Annotated in this window: 14 protein-coding genes, 3 tRNA genes and 1 other RNA gene; 9 read left to right on the forward strand and 9 right to left on the reverse strand. The window is 42.3% G+C overall.

The annotated features are described in order from the left end of the window. Nucleotides 1–135 precede the first annotated feature (135 nt). Complete coding sequence (locus tag F907_RS04615) at nt 136–1,761, forward strand: NAD+ synthase (RefSeq protein WP_016652861.1); 1,626 nt, start codon at nt 136–138, stop codon at nt 1,759–1,761. Further along, the gene (locus F907_RS04610) at nt 1,754–2,785 is read left to right on the forward strand and encodes a hypothetical protein (RefSeq protein WP_016652862.1); all 1,032 of its coding nucleotides are present in this window, start codon (nt 1,754–1,756) and stop codon (nt 2,783–2,785) included. The genes F907_RS04615 and F907_RS04610 overlap by 8 nt, the downstream gene beginning before the upstream one ends. 115 nt (nt 2,786–2,900) lie before the next feature. On the opposite strand, the gene F907_RS04605 is transcribed toward F907_RS04610, so the two are convergent. From F907_RS04605 to coaD, 5 genes are all read right to left on the reverse strand, one after another. Beyond that, nucleotides 2,901–2,977 (reverse strand) — tRNA-Met (locus F907_RS04605). A gap of 264 nt (nt 2,978–3,241) precedes the next feature. After that, a tRNA-Met gene (locus F907_RS04600) sits at nt 3,242–3,318 on the reverse strand. Between the two features lie 61 nt (nt 3,319–3,379). Next, nucleotides 3,380–3,735: RNase P RNA component class A (gene rnpB / locus F907_RS18270), an RNA gene on the reverse strand. 26 nt (nt 3,736–3,761) lie between these two features. Next, nucleotides 3,762–4,025, reverse strand: coding sequence for a YfhL family 4Fe-4S dicluster ferredoxin (locus F907_RS04595; protein WP_004655229.1), 264 nt, complete (start codon nt 4,023–4,025; stop codon nt 3,762–3,764). A 1-nt stretch (nt 4,026) separates the two neighbouring features. Continuing rightward, nucleotides 4,027–4,518, reverse strand: a complete 492-nt coding sequence (gene coaD, locus F907_RS04590; RefSeq protein ID WP_005273330.1) for a pantetheine-phosphate adenylyltransferase — start codon at nt 4,516–4,518, stop codon at nt 4,027–4,029. A gap of 129 nt (nt 4,519–4,647) precedes the next feature. Here coaD and smpB point away from each other — a divergent pair, with 129 nt between their 5' ends. Continuing rightward, entirely contained in the window at nt 4,648–5,124 is a 477-nt protein-coding gene (gene smpB / locus F907_RS04585; RefSeq protein WP_005273327.1) for an SsrA-binding protein SmpB, read from the forward strand. Between the two features lie 40 nt (nt 5,125–5,164). On the opposite strand, the gene F907_RS04580 is transcribed toward smpB, so the two are convergent. The 3 genes from F907_RS04580 to rluD all read right to left on the reverse strand — a co-directional run bounded on the left by F907_RS04580 (nt 5,165) and on the right by rluD (nt 7,756). Next, a complete protein-coding gene (locus F907_RS04580) occupies nt 5,165–5,737 on the reverse strand; it encodes a flavodoxin family protein (protein ID WP_016652863.1) in 573 nt (190 codons plus the stop codon). An 82-nt stretch (nt 5,738–5,819) separates the two neighbouring features. Beyond that, the gene (gene pgeF / locus F907_RS04575) at nt 5,820–6,560 is read right to left on the reverse strand and encodes a peptidoglycan editing factor PgeF (RefSeq protein ID WP_016652864.1); all 741 of its coding nucleotides are present in this window, start codon (nt 6,558–6,560) and stop codon (nt 5,820–5,822) included. Between the two features lie 146 nt (nt 6,561–6,706). Next, entirely contained in the window at nt 6,707–7,756 is a 1,050-nt protein-coding gene (gene rluD, locus F907_RS04570) for a 23S rRNA pseudouridine(1911/1915/1917) synthase RluD (RefSeq protein ID WP_010590145.1), read from the reverse strand. Between the two features lie 71 nt (nt 7,757–7,827). Between rluD and F907_RS04565 the strand changes: the two genes are divergently transcribed. Then, entirely contained in the window at nt 7,828–8,922 is a 1,095-nt protein-coding gene (locus F907_RS04565) for an outer membrane protein assembly factor BamD (RefSeq protein ID WP_016652865.1), read from the forward strand. A gap of 128 nt (nt 8,923–9,050) precedes the next feature. Beyond that, nucleotides 9,051–10,943, forward strand: a complete 1,893-nt coding sequence (locus tag F907_RS04560) for a DNA primase (RefSeq protein WP_016652866.1) — start codon at nt 9,051–9,053, stop codon at nt 10,941–10,943. Between the two features lie 6 nt (nt 10,944–10,949). Here the strand turns inward: F907_RS04560 and hemA are convergent, their stop codons facing one another. After that, complete coding sequence (hemA, locus tag F907_RS04555; protein ID WP_016652867.1) at nt 10,950–12,233, reverse strand: glutamyl-tRNA reductase; 1,284 nt, start codon at nt 12,231–12,233, stop codon at nt 10,950–10,952. A gap of 79 nt (nt 12,234–12,312) precedes the next feature. Between hemA and F907_RS04550 the strand changes: the two genes are divergently transcribed. The 4 genes from F907_RS04550 to F907_RS04535 all read left to right on the forward strand — a co-directional run bounded on the left by F907_RS04550 (nt 12,313) and on the right by F907_RS04535 (nt 15,536). Then, on the forward strand, nt 12,313–14,031 hold the full coding sequence (locus F907_RS04550; protein WP_016652868.1) for a tetratricopeptide repeat protein: 1,719 nt from the start codon (nt 12,313–12,315) through the stop codon (nt 14,029–14,031). 3 nt (nt 14,032–14,034) lie between these two features. Continuing rightward, nucleotides 14,035–14,616: a lipoprotein insertase outer membrane protein LolB gene (gene lolB / locus F907_RS04545; RefSeq protein WP_016652869.1), complete on the forward strand. Its 582-nt coding sequence runs from the start codon at nt 14,035–14,037 to the stop codon at nt 14,614–14,616. A 13-nt stretch (nt 14,617–14,629) separates the two neighbouring features. Continuing rightward, on the forward strand, nt 14,630–15,463 hold the full coding sequence (gene ispE / locus F907_RS04540) for a 4-(cytidine 5'-diphospho)-2-C-methyl-D-erythritol kinase (RefSeq protein WP_032862335.1): 834 nt from the start codon (nt 14,630–14,632) through the stop codon (nt 15,461–15,463). Next, nucleotides 15,462–15,536 (forward strand) — tRNA-Gln (locus F907_RS04535). Before ispE ends, F907_RS04535 begins: the two co-directional genes overlap by 2 nt. The last annotated feature ends 19 nt before the right edge of the window (nt 15,537–15,555 follow it).

Here is a 15,555-nt window from a genome sequence, read left to right on the forward strand (position 1 = left end):
TATTAGTAAACTTGTCATTTTTCTTTAAGATATAAAATGTTTGGCGCCATGATATACACTTGTTTTTAATAACTATACCCATATAAATCAGAAACTTGTATATCAGAACTTGTTAAAACTCAGGACTAGGTTTGAATGAAAAATTTTAAAGTTGCCCTTGCTCAATTCTCTCCGCACATTGGCAATATTGATGCAAATACTCAAAAGATGGTTGAGCAAGCAAATTTAGCGAAACAACAACAGGCTGATTTGATCATCTTCCCAGAGCTTTCTACGATAGGTTATCCTGCTGAAGACTTATTACTTCGCCCAAATCTACAAAAACGCACTCAAAAAGCGTTTGCTCAACTCAGCGAAGTCAAAGATATCCTCATGGTGTTCGGTTTTGTGCACCAAACTGAGGACGGTCATCGCTATAACTCTGCCGCAGTAATGAAAGACGGGCAGGTTTTAGGGGTTTATAACAAACACAACTTGCCTAACTATGGCGTGTTTGATGAAAAGCGTTACTTCCAAGAAGGCCATCAACACCTTGTGTTTGAATATTTAGGTCACAAGTTCGGTGTGCTAATTTGCGAAGATGTCTGGTCATTGAATACTGTCAAACAACTCAGTCAACTGAATGTTGAAACGGTACTGGTCTTAAATGCTTCACCTTATGAAGTAGGTAAACCGCAACATCGTATCCAGACCTTAAATGAACTGGCAAAACAGTTGAATCTCAATCTGATCTACGTCAACCAAGTCGGTGGACAAGATGATTTGATTTTTGATGGTTCAAGTTTTGTCAGCAATCATGATGGTCAATTGGCATTACAAATTCCAAGCTTCCAAGAAGCTTTGGCTTATGCTGAATACGATACTGAGCAAAAGCAATACAAAACAACTGATTCGATTCCAGCCTTAGAAACTTTTGCTGAAATTTACCAAGCGCTGGTCATGGCAACACGTGATTATGTACAGCGCTCAGGTTTCCCTGGTGTGATTCTAGGCTTATCTGGTGGGATCGACTCTGCTTTGACCCTAGCCATTGCAGTTGATGCAATTGGTGCTGAGAAAGTCCAAGCCGTGATGATGCCATATACCTACACCTCACAAATGAGTGTCGAAGATGCGACTCAACAAGCCCGTCGCATGGGCGTGACTTTTGGTATTGCAGAAATTCACCCGATCGTGAATAGCTTCATGCAAACCTTGTTCCCATTCTTTGGTAACTCGCCTGCTGATGCGACAGAAGAAAACTTACAAGCGCGTACTCGCGGTACTTTATTGATGGGTTTATCGAATAAGTTTGGTAACCTCGTGCTTTCTACTGGCAACAAGTCTGAAATCTCAGTAGGTTATTGCACCTTGTATGGTGACATGGTCGGTGGTTTCTCTGTACTCAAAGATGTGTATAAAACCATTGTATTTGAACTGGCAAAATACCGTAATACGCTAGAAGAAACGCCTGTAATTCCAGAGCGTGTGATTACACGTCCGCCATCGGCAGAACTTCGTCCAGATCAAAAAGACCAAGATTCCCTACCTGCGTATGATGTACTTGATGCCATCTTATATGCTTATATTGAGGAAGATCTCAGCCAAGCAGACATTATCGCCAAAGGCTACGAAGCCGAAGTGGTCGAGAAAGTCATTCGCCTGGTTGATCGTAATGAATACAAGCGTCGTCAGGGCGCGATTGGGCCACGTATTAGTTCGCGTGCCTTCAGTCGCGAACGACGCTATCCTATCGTCAACGGATGGACCGCGAATGACTGAAAAAATTGTTTCTGAAAAGTCACAATTACTTGCTCAAGCAATGATGCTTGAGCAAGTTTCATTTTACAAAAACCAACTTAGCACTCAACTCTCCGCTGATTTCTTTCAGCAATTTATTCAACTGTTTCTTCAACATGCACCCAATATTCAACTCAAAGAAGTGGTTGAACTCGCGCAAATTCAGGCTGTGGTTAAACGCTATGCTTTTGAAATGCAACTTGGTGCAGGCCTATTAGAATTTATTGGGGAAATTGCTCAAAGACTGCATGTCTTTTCATTACAATCCTCGGCACAATTACAAGATGTATTTTCCGACCACCAGTTTGAAATGTGGCTGTCCAAGTTTTTAGAGCTGGAAAATATCCGCCATTATTTAAATCAATTTTTAAAAGATAGCCCTTCTATTCAGCAACTGTGCCAATACATTGCCACCACAACACTACAAAATAAATTACCAAAACTGTTTGCTCAATCGAATGAAGAACGTATTTCTGAAAGTAAATATGAATGGCAACATAAGCTCAGAAGCTTCTCACATCGCCAGCAACAACGGATTGAACAAAAAATTGAAGAGAGTATTGGTCGCTTCATTCAAGAACAATTAGTCGATCTCAGCCTACTTTCTGATGATGATCTTGAGAGTCTGGCCCGCAATATCTGGGATGATAATAAAGCTCAGCCCCTATCCGAATACACCAAACAAGTGACACCACTAGATGTGGAAGAATTCTTTGTCATGATTTATGAGTACTGGAAAGAATTACGCCAGTCCACTTTCATACAGGATTTAATCTTATACGGTGTTAAAGTGTTTTATGACTTCTATAAAGATGAAAGCCTAGCCGATGTGTTCGCGGCAATTGGCTTAGAAGAAACCGACCTGCTAAATGAAGCCGTACGATTCTATCCCAAAGTTGTAAAAGCATTAGATGAGCACGGCGTATTAGAACCGATCATTACTTTGATCCTCAAACCGTTCTATGAAAGCCCACAAACCCTAGCCGCCATCGAAAAGCATCTATAAAAAATAAAGCCTGTAAATGAATAACTCATTTACAGGCTTTTGCATGTCTGATGCATTATTTTTTTCGAGCAAAATCCAGATAAAAAGAAACCACGCAGGAGCGTGGTTTTTAAAATGGTGGCTATGACGAGACTTGAACTTGTGACCCCCGCATTATGAGTGCGGTGCTCTAACCAACTGAGCTACATAGCCGTAAACTGTGTGCGCATTATCTAGTGTTCCGCATAATGGGTCAAGTCTATCGCCTTGAAAATATAGAACATATGAACAGTTTTTAGGCTTTTAATCTTTAATTGATCAAATTTCAACACATCTATACTTCAACCACGAAATTTAGTCATGATCGGGCTTTGATTTGAATAAAAATAACCAGAAAACTTCGCATCAAAAAGATTGTTTTGAAGATTATAAAAACTACAGATAAAAAGAGACCACGCAGGAGCGTGGTCTATAAAATGGTGGCTATGACGAGACTTGAACTTGTGACCCCCGCATTATGAGTGCGGTGCTCTAACCAACTGAGCTACATAGCCGAAAACTGTGGGCGCATTATCTTAACTTTCAATACACACGTCAAGCACAATTTTAAAAAATTTGAGAAGTGAGCCTATAAGCCGGGTTCTGTCGAGGACGATCATTCCTCTAGGCGTACAATCACTCATACGCTCAAGCGACCTACCCGAATCCAGCACGGGCCGTGCCTCAGGATTCCTATTTGGTCTTGCTTCTGGTGGGGTTTACCTTGCCGTGAACTGTTACCAGACACGCGGTGCGCTCTTACCGCACCCTTTCACCCTTACCTCACGAATGAGGCGGTCTACTCTCTGCTGCACTTGCCGTCGACTTTCGCCGCCCAGGCGTTACCTGGCACCATGCCCTATGAAGCCCGGACTTTCCTCCCCTGTTTCAGTCACGGAGACCTCCACAGCAGCGACCGTCCGGCCCACTTCGTGGCGCATCTTATCAAAGTTCGCCGTTAATTGCTCGTATTTTTTTGCGCAGTCAATTTTTTGTATTTCGCCATCAGATCATCATGCGATTCGACATGTTGCGGATCGAGCGGAATACAATCAACGGGGCAAAACAACTGACACTGTGGTTGATCATGATGACCAATGCATTCTGTACAGAGTGCAGGATCAATCTCATAAATCAGCTCACCCATATAGATGGCTTCATTGGGACATACAGGTTCACAGACATCACAGTTAATGCATTCATCTGTAATATATAAGGACACGCTACCAACCTTGTTGATGTTTACGTTCAAAGGCCTCAACCACAACGGCAGGCACAAATTTGGTCACATCACCTTTTAAACGAGCAATTTCTCTCACCAACGTAGAGGAGATAAATGAATATTGCTCAGATGGAGTTAAAAATACTGATTCAAAATGTGGATCAAGCTGACGGTTCATATTGGCCAGTTGAAATTCATATTCAAAATCTGAGATTGCTCTTAAACCACGGAGTACCGCTGTTGCATGCTGTTCACGGAAGAAATTGACCAATAGGCCATCAAAGCCAACAAATTCGACATTGTTCAAATGGCTCAATGATGCTTTTGCTAATTCAACACGCTCTTCTAAACTAAACACTGGATTTTTATGATGACCAATCGCAATTGCAACCACAACTTCATCAAACATTTTTGATGCTCTTGCAACCAAATCGACATGTCCATTGGTTATTGGATCGAAAGTCCCCGGATAAATCACACGTGTTTTAGACATGCGGTGTACTCTAGTTAATGAGATAAGGCGTGTATTTTAACAAATGCTGGCTCTAAATGCGAAATTCCTAAACATTGGAAAAAGGTTGCGTTTTACGGCACAATAGAGCCAATTGTGGAAGTTTAAATTATGGCGCAAGCAACAGTTGTAAAAAAACATAATGGTGGCACGATTGCTCAAAATAAAAGAGCGCGCCACGATTACTTTATCGAAGAAAAATTTGAAGCAGGCATGTCCCTACAAGGTTGGGAAGTAAAATCTCTGCGCGCTGGGCGTATGAGCTTAACTGAAAGCTATGTCATTTTTAAAAATGGTGAAGCTTTTTTACTTGGTTCACAAATTCAACCCTTATTGTCTGCCTCAACCCATGTGGTTCCAGAAGCAACGCGGACGCGTAAATTGCTACTTTCTCGTCGTGAGTTGGAAAAGCTTTTGGGTGCAGTCAATCAAAAAGGTTATTCATGCGTACCTTTGGCATGTTATTGGAAAGGCCATTTGGTCAAACTCGAAATTGCCTTAGTTAAAGGTAAGCAATTACATGACAAGCGTGCCACTGAAAAAGACCGTGACTGGCAACGTGATAAATCGCGTATGCTGCATAAGTAATAAAAAAACCTCCAATTGGAGGTTTTTTTATTATGCTTAATTAAATAGAAATATGTTTTAACCGTAACTCGGCCAAATATTTCCCAAACTTGCGCGCAGTTTCCAGATCTCCTTCAGGTGGAGTGACTTCTACACTGGCATTGTCAGACTGGGTCATCAATCCTAAAAAGCTCGACATACGGTTAATATCCGAAGGACTTCGTCCTGTCGGCATAAAAGGTAAGCCTGCCCATAACATGCCGTGCTGCATCGCAAATAAATTAATCTGTTGTAATACTGCCAGTTTATCACCACTGAGACCACCGCCATTGGTGAAACCCGCTGCCAGCTTACCTTGCCAGCTCCGCGCCAACCAACGTTTAGACGAGTCTTCCATAAACTGTTTTAAAGCTGAGGTTAAACTTCCCATATAGGTGGGACAACCCATTACAATCACATCGGCCTGATCGAGCAAATCCCATTGTGGCGCAGCCACAGAGAGTAGATGCACTTCAGCACCCGCCTGCTCTGCCCCCTGAGCAATGTATTGCGCAACTTTGGCCGTATGTCCATAAGGACTATGATAAACCACACAAACTTTAACTTGGGAACTTACTTGCTCAATCACAGACATGGAGAATTTGAAAACCAATGAATTGGATCAAGTTTAACATTTTTAAATGCCACAAGGCGAATCAAGCATACCAAGCGTGCTTTTATTGCATAAACACCAAACTCGCCATCCGTCCCGTTTTGGCATCACGGCGATAAGAGAAATAGTCTTGGGTCTGTTGATACGAACATTGATCACCACCTAAAACAGTCTCGACGCCTAAACGATTGAGAATAAAACGAGCGATTGCATATAAGTCAGCTTGGTATTTACCCTCCACTTGACCTGTAATAAATGCCGAAGCTAATTCAGGATATTTGTCACAGAAAGCCGCTTTCACTTCGGCACCGACTTCAAAGCAGGGTTGGCTAATGGCCGCACCTAACCATGCCCATGTTGGTTGAGATTGCATTTCAGCCACTGTATTTTCAATAATCCCATTGGCCAAGCCACGCCAACCAGCATGTAGGTTGGCAACTTCCGTCCCTTCGGCATTGCCCAACACCACAGGCAAGCAATCAGCCGTCATCATCATTAAGGCATGGCCTGCTTTTTGGGTGACCAGACCATCGCCTTCAAGGGCAATAAATGGAATCTGTTCATTGACGGTATGGCAAATGGTGCTATGTGTTTGCGTCATCCATGTGATTTTATCTACACCGAATGTAGATAACTCATTCAGCAATAACATGCGATGTTGCTGAACACGTTGCGCATCATCATTGACATGCAAAGCCAAATTAAATCCTGATAGATTCTGATTCGATGTTGTAATGCTCTGAGGATGTTCAATCCGCGTTTGTGCTACATAGACCCCTTTCGGTAGACCTTGTACAAATTCCATAAATATCTCCTAAGCTATATTTTCTACCGTCAACCTCTCCCTAACCCTCGCCTAAAAGGTGAGGGAATTTAAGGTACTCTAAGACATTGAATTCAAGAAAATCTACCTCCGTTTAAGGAAGGAGATTTAGAGAGGTAAAGCTTTACTTAATAGGCTTCATTTTCACTACGTAGGACTTCAACCAATTGGGTAAAGTCTTCTGGCCATGGTGCTTCAAACATCATTTCTTCACCTGTACGTGGATGAACCAGCCCCAACTTCGCGGCATGCAATGCCTGTCGCTTAAAGCTACGCAACATATCCGTTAATTTTTCTGAAGCGCCTGCAGGGAAACGTACACGGTTGACATATACAGGATCGCCCACCAAACCATGACCTAGATAACTAAAATGTACACGGATCTGATGAGTACGGCCTGTTTCCAGCTGTGCCTGAACGCGAGTAAAGTCACGGAAGCGTTCTTTTACATTGTAATGTGTTACCGCATCACGTCCGCCCGGTAAAATCGCCATTTTGATACGATCCACAGGATGACGTTTGATCGGTTCATCAATGGTGCCACCCGCAATGATGTTGCCATAGGCAATCAAATCATAAACACGGTAAACCGTTTTCTTAGCCAATTGCTTACTGAGTGAGAATTGTGCTTCAAGATTTTTTGCAACCACCAGTAAACCACTGGTGTCTTTATCAATACGATGCACCAAGCCAGCACGAGACAGCTCGGCCAGTTTAGGTGCATGATAAAGCAAGGCATTCACTAAAGTTCCTGTTGGATTCCCCGCACCAGGATGAACCACCATGCCTACTTCTTTATTGATGACAATAATATCGTCATCTTCATAAACAATATTCAATGGAATATTTTCAGGCTGGCTTGAAGTTTGTGCTTCAAGTTCAACATCGAGTGTTAATAACTCATTTCCTTCACAACGGTACTTTGGCTTAACAATGTTACCATTTACCAACAGATGGCCATCTTTCATCCATTGCTTGAGTTTTTCACGAGAAAATTCGCTCCAAACCAATGCAGCAACCTGATCAATACGTTGACCTAAATAGTTTTCATCAAGTTGAATTTGCAACGATAAACGTGTTGCAGTTGAGTCGGAATTATGATTATCTGCATCGACAGAATCTTCGAGTAAGAAATCTGTTTCAGAGAAGTTTGAATTGGAAGATTGTGCTGAAGTCATTTGATGATCGGTACAAAAATGGTTTAATAGCACCATTGTAGCTCATTGCCCAGAATAACAGAGGAGTTTTTATGTCGCTACCACGTTATAAAATTACGGTGCTTGCACTATCTTTAGGTGTAGCGTCTGCATTTGTGGGCTGTAGCAGCAATCCAAGTAAGAAAGAAGTGGTTGATAAAGGACCACAATCAAGTGAACAAGTTTATTATGACAAAGCCTTAAAATCGCTTGAGCGTAATCAATATACCGATGCGGTTAAATCACTTGAAGCTTTAGATACGTATTATCCTACTGGGCAATATACACAACAAGCTCAACTTGAGCTTCTCTACGCGAAATTCAAGCAAAAAGACTATGAAGGTACGATTGCGCTGGCTGATCGTTTCATTCGTTTAAATCCGCAGCACCCAAATGTTGATTATGCCTACTATGTTCGCGGCGTAGCCAATATGGAACTAAATTATGACAGCTTGATTCGTTATACGTCATTGCAACAATCTCATCGTGATGTGAGCTATGTCAAACTGGCCTACCAAAACTTTGTAGACCTGATTCGCCGTTTCCCGAGCAGCCAATATTCAGTCGATGCGGCACAGCGCATGAAATTTATTGGTCAGGAACTTGCTGAAAGTGAAATGAATGCTGCACGTTTCAACATCGAGCGTAAAGCGTGGTTGGCTGCGGCGGAACGTGCGCAATGGGTGATTGAACACTATCCGCAAACACCACAAACGCCAGAAGCTTTAGCAACCTTGGCTTATAGCTATCAAAAATTGGGCGATCAAGCGACCTCTCAACAATATATTGAGATTTTAAAACTTAATTATCCAAACTTGGTCAAATCAAATGGTGAAGTGAATTTACGTGCAGCACGTAAAGAAGGTAGCTGGGTCAATCGTGCAACTTTAGGTTTGCTGGGCCGCGAATCAAAAACGGTACAAACCAAGGCGGAAACAGCAAGCACTCCTGAACAGCGCAGTTTAACCAACCGCTTAAGCTTTGGTTTACTGGACAAACCAGAAACAGAGCAAGTTGCACCTGTTGCTGCACCAGAAACATCTGCTCCAGCCACTGCCAACAAACCAAGCTGGAAAAACCGTTTAAGTTTTGGTCTGTTAGATAAACCTGAAGCAAATAACTCATCGGAGAATGATGCTGCAAACTAATTTGCAATCATCTGATACATCAAACAGGCAAGTCTTCCTTGCCTGTTTTTTATTTTATGCAACAATGATTCCTGACATTTTTGCAATGCAACAATGTGCTACTCCCCGTCTTAAATGGTTAAATACATATGGCAATTCCACAACATACGATTGATCAAATTTTAGATCGAACCGACATTGTCGATTTGATCGGTCAACGTGTGAAGTTAAAAAAGACGGGACGTACTTATTCGGGTTGTTGCCCATTCCATCAGGAAAAATCGCCCTCTTTTCATGTTTATCGTGATAAGCAGTACTTTCACTGCTTCGGTTGTCAGGCCAACGGCAATGCCATTCGTTTCTTGATGGATATTGATGGCCGTAACTTTGTCGATGTGATGAAAGAGCTGTCGAATAAAACCGGCATCGAGTTACCTAAAGATAATCAAGACAATAAAAAGCTATCCTATAAACGCAGTCCTCAACAAGTGGCAGCACCTCAAGCAATAGCCAAACCTGCCACAGAGAATCCTGCGCCACCAGCAACTACAACCGATGAATTCATCGACGGGCATTTTGTCGATATGGATCGTTATATGGATGATCCTTTTGCCCAGTTCGATCCTTCTTTCAGTATTGTGGATGAGCAGGTACAGGAAGGCAATCTCTACGATCTGTTGGAAAATGTGGCTCAGTTTTATGAGCGTCAACTGCCCAATAGCCAAAAAGCGCAAAACTATTTCAAACAGCGTGGCTTATCCACCCAGACCATTCAATTTTGGCGTTTGGGTTATGCCCCTGAAGACTGGCAACATTTAGAAAAAGCTTTTCCGCAAGATATTGAAGGTTTAAAACAACTTGGCCTGATCCGTTCCAGTGACAGTGGTCGAGACTTCGATTTGCTGCGTGAACGGGTGATTTTCCCGATTCGTGACCATAAAGGTCGTGTGGTCGGCTTTGGTGGTCGTGCCTTAAATGATGAGATCAAACCCAAATATATCAACTCACCTGACTCGGAAGTATTCCACAAAAACCAACTCCTGTATGGACTATACGAAGGCCGTAAACTCAAAGCCAATGACTGGTTAATGGTTGAAGGCTATATGGATGTGATTGCCTTACAGCAATATGGGATTAATGGCGCTGTGGCAACGCTGGGAACCGCCAGTAATGCCGATCATTTAACCACCCTGTTTAAACAAAATTCTCGAATTACCATTGCCTTTGATGGGGATGCTGCAGGTCAAAAAGCGGCACGTCGCACCTTGGAAATTGCCCTGCCATTACTCAATGATGGTCGTGAATTAAAATTCTTTGTGCTTCCCAATGAACATGATCCTGACTCTCTCATTCGTCGAGAAGGTTTAGAAAACTTCCAAAAATTATTACAACAGGCGCCGCTCCTGTCAGACTTTGTATTTGCACACTTGACTGGACAACATGATGTTAGTACCCCCGAAGGCAAAAGCTTGGTCATGGGTGAACTACGCGAATTAACCGAACTGTTGCCCAAACACGGCTCATTTCGTTATTTGCTGAGCCAGTCTTTCCGAGAAAAACTCGGTCTAGGCAAACGCTTTACCCCACAAATCAGCCATGATGCCTCATTGTCTTTTAACATTCAGACCAAAGATGAAGATTTTGCAGTGGCAATTTTAATGCACCATCCCTTCCTCTATATCCATTTTGAAGAACTTCGTGCGGTGATCGACCAAAATGAGCTGTTGGCCAAGATTCTGGCGGCACTAAACATTGTGTTTGATGACTTACCTGATGATCAGGAATTGGCGACCTATTATGTACTCGGTGCATGTAGCAGTTATAGCCATGAACTGGCAGATATCATGCAACGAACCAATATTCAATCACTAACCCAAGCACCTGAAATTGCAGATAAACTGGCGAAAGAATATGCGTTGGGATTGCAAGAAAAGTATTTACGCTTAAAGCTCAAATCGCCAATTTCTTTGATTGAGTCACGTAATTTACGTCAACAACTAAATGAATTAACCAAACAGATTAGTTTGCGTTTATTGTCTTGATGACCATTACTGGCGTGGCTTACGCTCATGTTCAAACACATCTTGCAGATGTTGCTGTAGCCATTCAAAATAATCTGGATTTTCAGCTTTAGCGGCTTCTCTGAGTAAAATCGAAGTGGGATGCATCAGTTTTTGCGTCAGACGATGCGCAAACTCTTGCATCACCTGCTCTGCATCATGACCATGTTGCAATGATTCCAAAGCATGTGCCAACTCTTTTTGGCTGACTTCTTCACTGTGCTGACGATAAGCCTGAATGGTACCACTGGCCTCTTTAACCTTTTGCTGGGTCATCAATTGGGTTGCCAATTGATTGACCATGATTTCAGCTTCAACCGCTGCCTGACGACGTTGTGCCAGATTCTCATCAATCACGCTTTGTAAGTCATCAACACCATACAAATAGACGTTGTCCAATGATTCCACTTTCGGATCGATATCACGTGGAACGGCTAAATCGACCATCAACATCTGCTGATAACGGCGTTTTTTCAGGGCAACTTTAACGTCTGAATATTCAATCACTTGATGCAAACTACCTGTACAACTAGAGACCACATCCGCTCGATGCAAATTTTGTGGAAGTTCAGCAAAAGGAATGATTTCAACCTCAACCTGATGGGCAATTTCTTGCGCCAATAGATCAGCACGTTCACGACTACGGTTACAAATCAGAATTTTTGCTACGCCCATTTCTGCCAAATGTTTAGCAACCAGACTGTTCATTTCGCCTGCTGCAACCACCATCACCGTCAGTTTTTCGGTATGGCTAAACACTTGTGATGCCAATTGCGCAACGGCATACCCCATTGAAACAGCATGACTGCCCACCGAAGTTTCGGAGCGGACACGCTTCGCTGCATAAAAGGCATATTCAAAAACACTGTTCAGTTCAGGTGAAACAGTTTCTGCATCTTTGGACAAGGCCAAGGCGCTTTTAACCTGACCTAAAATTTGCGGCTCACCCAGCATTAGCGAATCCAAACCACTGGCTACACGCATCAAATGTGTAACCGCTTGGGCATTCTCGTAACGATAAACATGATGAATTAACTGTTTTACATCAATATTATTCACGTGGGCCAGCCAATTCAGAACGCTCTCAGCATCTTCTGTCATGGCATACACTTCGGTACGGTTGCAAGTAGACACCACCACCAAATCATTCAGCGATGAATGTTGGTTTTGTTCAAGCAATAGCGCAGCTAATCGCTCTGCGTTGAAAGCAATTTGTTCACGAAGTTCAACAGAAGCTGTTTGATGGTTGACGCCCAATGCAAAGAAAGACATATCAGATCATCATTTCGCTAAATTTATGTTATTGTGCAACATCGGTGTCATAAAAAGCATTACTTTGGATCAATAAAAATTGCGTCAGCTATATCGCCGTACCCTTTTTAGCGGCAAGACGATTAGACGGTATTCTACCACAATCTTGTTGTTAGGTAGCATGAGCTCTTATGTCTCTGCACAAGCAATACACGACATGTATGCAGAGAAGAGCTTTGAGCATGCCCTGCAACAGAGCATGGTCGCTGAATTTTCCCTTGCTTATGATGATATTGCAACAGCACTACACAATTATACTGTACTTGCGATTCGCAGCAATTCAACCACGATTAAACAGCGTGCTTTAGATATCGCTCTAGAATACAATGACTTACAATCAGCATTAAACATTGCCACACATTGGGTCGAACAGGAACCCAAAGATGTTCCTGCGCTGTTTTATTTATCGCATATTGCACTTAAAACTCATGAATATGAGTTGGCAGCAAAGACATTAGATAAAATTTTAAATATTGATCCAACTGCTGATCTCGAGGAGATTTTGGTTGGGATTGCCCCTGAACAAGCCCAAGATCGGGAAATTCTGCTGAATGCACTGCGCGCCAGTGAAGAACGAAACAACCCTTCCATTCTGGCCTTGATTGCAGGTTTAGAAGCCCAAGATGGTTTATATGAACAGGCACTGAATAATATCAATCAAGCCTTACGCAAACGTTCAAAATCCACTAGTTTTATTTTAATGAAAGCCAATCTCCTGATGGCTCTGCGTAATGATGAGGAAACCAAAAAATGGTTTGCTCAAGCAAGTCGCAAAAACAAGGGCAATGTGGATGTTCGAATGGCAGAAGCACGTTATTACATTCAAATTAACCAGCAGCAAGAAGCCTTAGATAAACTAGAAGAAATCATCAAGGATCATCCCAAGGCCGAAGAAGCCCTGTTTATTGCTGGTTTGACCAGCATTGATTTAAAGCAATACGAAAAAGCTGAACAATATTTAGTTGATTTGCGTTCCTCGGCAAAATATCAGAATGAAGCCTATTACTATCTAGCGATTAATGCGCAACGCAAACAGCATTATGAAACTGCCAAAGCCTATTATCGTCTGGTCGATGGTAGTCTCTATATCGTGTCCCGCCGCAATATGATTTCAATTTTTGAAAAACAGGGACAGTTAAATGATGCTTTACGCTTCTTAACGCAGGAACGGGTCAACTATCCACAACATGCGAGCTTCTTGTATCAGGCACAGGCTGATATTTTAAAGAAGATGGATAATAAAAAGGCTGCTTTAGCACTATTAGATGAAGCAATTAAAAGCTTGCCGGATGACCCTGAATTAATTTATGCCGAGGTATTGTTACTCGATCCTTATACAGATCGGGATAAATTAGACAAAACCTTAAAGCAGCTTTTAGCCATTGAACCAAACAGTCCGACCTATCTGAATGCTTATGCGTATACATTGGCGCTGCAAAACCGCCGTCTCAAAGAAGCCCGCAAGTACGCAGAACTGGCACTCGACTATGCGCCTGAGCAAGCCTCTATTCTCGATACATTAGGTTATATTGCCTTCCTGCAAAATGATTTTGATACCGCCGCCAAAGTCTTAGGGCAAGCCTATTCATTAAGTGAAAACGTCAATATCGGGATTCGTTATGCCAAAGCCTTGTATATGCAAGGCGCACTCACGCAATTTAGCGAGGTGTTACAGCAATTAAAACAAAAACATGCCAATGCCCCACAATTACAACAACTCGATAGCTTAATCTTACCCATCACCGTAAAAAAGAGTTAAACCATGCACTTGTTTTCAAAGTTATGCATCACCGTATGTAGCAGCAGTATTTTATTGTTAACAGGCTGCCAACATCTGAGCCAGCCCAATAAAGTGCTGGTCTCACCACAAGTACAAGATGAAAATAACTTTAGCTTACAAGGCAAAATCGGTGTCCGTACCCCACAACAATCCGGTAGTGCTTTTTTTACATGGGTACAGCAACAACAACAATTTGATATTGAGCTGACGGGCATTTTAGGCGTAGGTAAAACCCAAATTGAAGGCAGATCTGGTCAAGTCACTTTAAATAGCGCCAAAACGGGCTTGATTACCGCCGAAACCCCAGAGGAATTACTTGAAAAAGCCACCGGTTGGCAAGCCCCAATTATGCATCTTGCCTACTGGGTACAAGCCAAGCCAGCCACTCAAAATGCACAAATTAGCAAAGATGAAAACAATCGCCTGAAACAACTGATTGAAGATGGCTGGACTGTTGATTTTAGTTATAACGATGCGCAAAACCTCCCGAATAAACTTTTGTTGAAGCAAGCGCTTGCAGATGGCAAAGAAAACCGTATTACAATGGTCATTCAAAACCGATAATTTAGATTCTTTTATGATTAGAGTGCCTTCCCCAGCCAAATTGAATTTATTTCTACATATCACAGGCCGTCGTGACAATGGTTATCATGAGTTACAAACCATTTTTCAACTGATTGATTTATATGACTGGATGACTTTTGAGCCATGTTCAGAAGAACATATTCAAATTGAAGGGCTGGTAGAAGTACAGATCGAACAGAACTTGATCTATCGTGCAGCACAACTACTCAAGCCACATGCAAAAAAAATCTGTGGCTTGAAGATTAAAATTGAGAAAAATATTCCAATGGGCGCAGGTCTCGGTGGTGGTTCATCCAATGCCGCCACCACCTTGATCGTACTCAACCAACTCTGGCAATGCGATCTAAATGAACAGCAATTGGCCGATTATGGATTGCAGCTAGGTGCTGATGTTCCCATCTTTGTTTTAGGCCGAAATGCATGGGCCGAAGGCATCGGTGAACATTTATCATTCATAGACTTAGCTCAAAAAAAATTCATAATCTTAAAACCTGACTGTTTTATCAGCACTCAACAGCTTTTTTCGCAAAAAACATTGACAAGAGATTCTAAGATCACTACATTTTGCGCCTATCAGATAGAACCTTCTAATTTTGGAAATAACTTTGAACCTCTGGCTCGACAGTTATACCCTGAAGTAGAAGAAGCAATGCAGTATTTAGATCAGTTTGGTCTAGCAAAGCTTACAGGTACAGGTGCTTGTGTTTTTACTGAAGTAACCGATGAAATGGATACAGAGCAAATTTTGCAAAACGCGCCTTGTAAAGCTTACTTGGTCAACAGTTTAGCAGAATCACCTCTAAGACATTTTAAAGTTACCTGTTAGGGGCGTCGCCAAGTGGTAAGGCACCGGGTTTTGATCTCGGCATCCGTTGGTTCGAATCCAGCCGCCCCTGCCAATTCATCTGTAGATATATG

Source organism: Acinetobacter colistiniresistens, assembly GCF_000413935.1.
In the GTDB taxonomy this organism is placed as follows: Bacteria; Pseudomonadota; Gammaproteobacteria; order Pseudomonadales; family Moraxellaceae; genus Acinetobacter; species Acinetobacter colistiniresistens.

Coding starts and splice junctions, on each gene's coding strand:
- F907_RS04615 (WP_016652861.1), top strand. CDS start 136: ATGAAAAATTTTAAAGTTGCCCTTGCTCAATTCTCTCCGCACATTGGC.
- F907_RS04610 (WP_016652862.1), top strand. CDS start 1,754: ATGACTGAAAAAATTGTTTCTGAAAAGTCACAATTACTTGCTCAAGCA.
- coaD (WP_005273330.1), bottom strand. CDS start 4,518: ATGTCTAAAACACGTGTGATTTATCCGGGGACTTTCGATCCAATAACC.
- smpB (WP_005273327.1), top strand. CDS start 4,648: ATGGCGCAAGCAACAGTTGTAAAAAAACATAATGGTGGCACGATTGCT.
- F907_RS04580 (WP_016652863.1), bottom strand. CDS start 5,737: ATGTCTGTGATTGAGCAAGTAAGTTCCCAAGTTAAAGTTTGTGTGGTT.
- pgeF (WP_016652864.1), bottom strand. CDS start 6,560: ATGGAATTTGTACAAGGTCTACCGAAAGGGGTCTATGTAGCACAAACG.
- rluD (WP_010590145.1), bottom strand. CDS start 7,756: ATGACTTCAGCACAATCTTCCAATTCAAACTTCTCTGAAACAGATTTC.
- F907_RS04565 (WP_016652865.1), top strand. CDS start 7,828: ATGTCGCTACCACGTTATAAAATTACGGTGCTTGCACTATCTTTAGGT.
- F907_RS04560 (WP_016652866.1), top strand. CDS start 9,051: ATGGCAATTCCACAACATACGATTGATCAAATTTTAGATCGAACCGAC.
- hemA (WP_016652867.1), bottom strand. CDS start 12,233: ATGTCTTTCTTTGCATTGGGCGTCAACCATCAAACAGCTTCTGTTGAA.
- lolB (WP_016652869.1), top strand. CDS start 14,035: ATGCACTTGTTTTCAAAGTTATGCATCACCGTATGTAGCAGCAGTATT.
- ispE (WP_032862335.1), top strand. CDS start 14,630: ATGATTAGAGTGCCTTCCCCAGCCAAATTGAATTTATTTCTACATATC.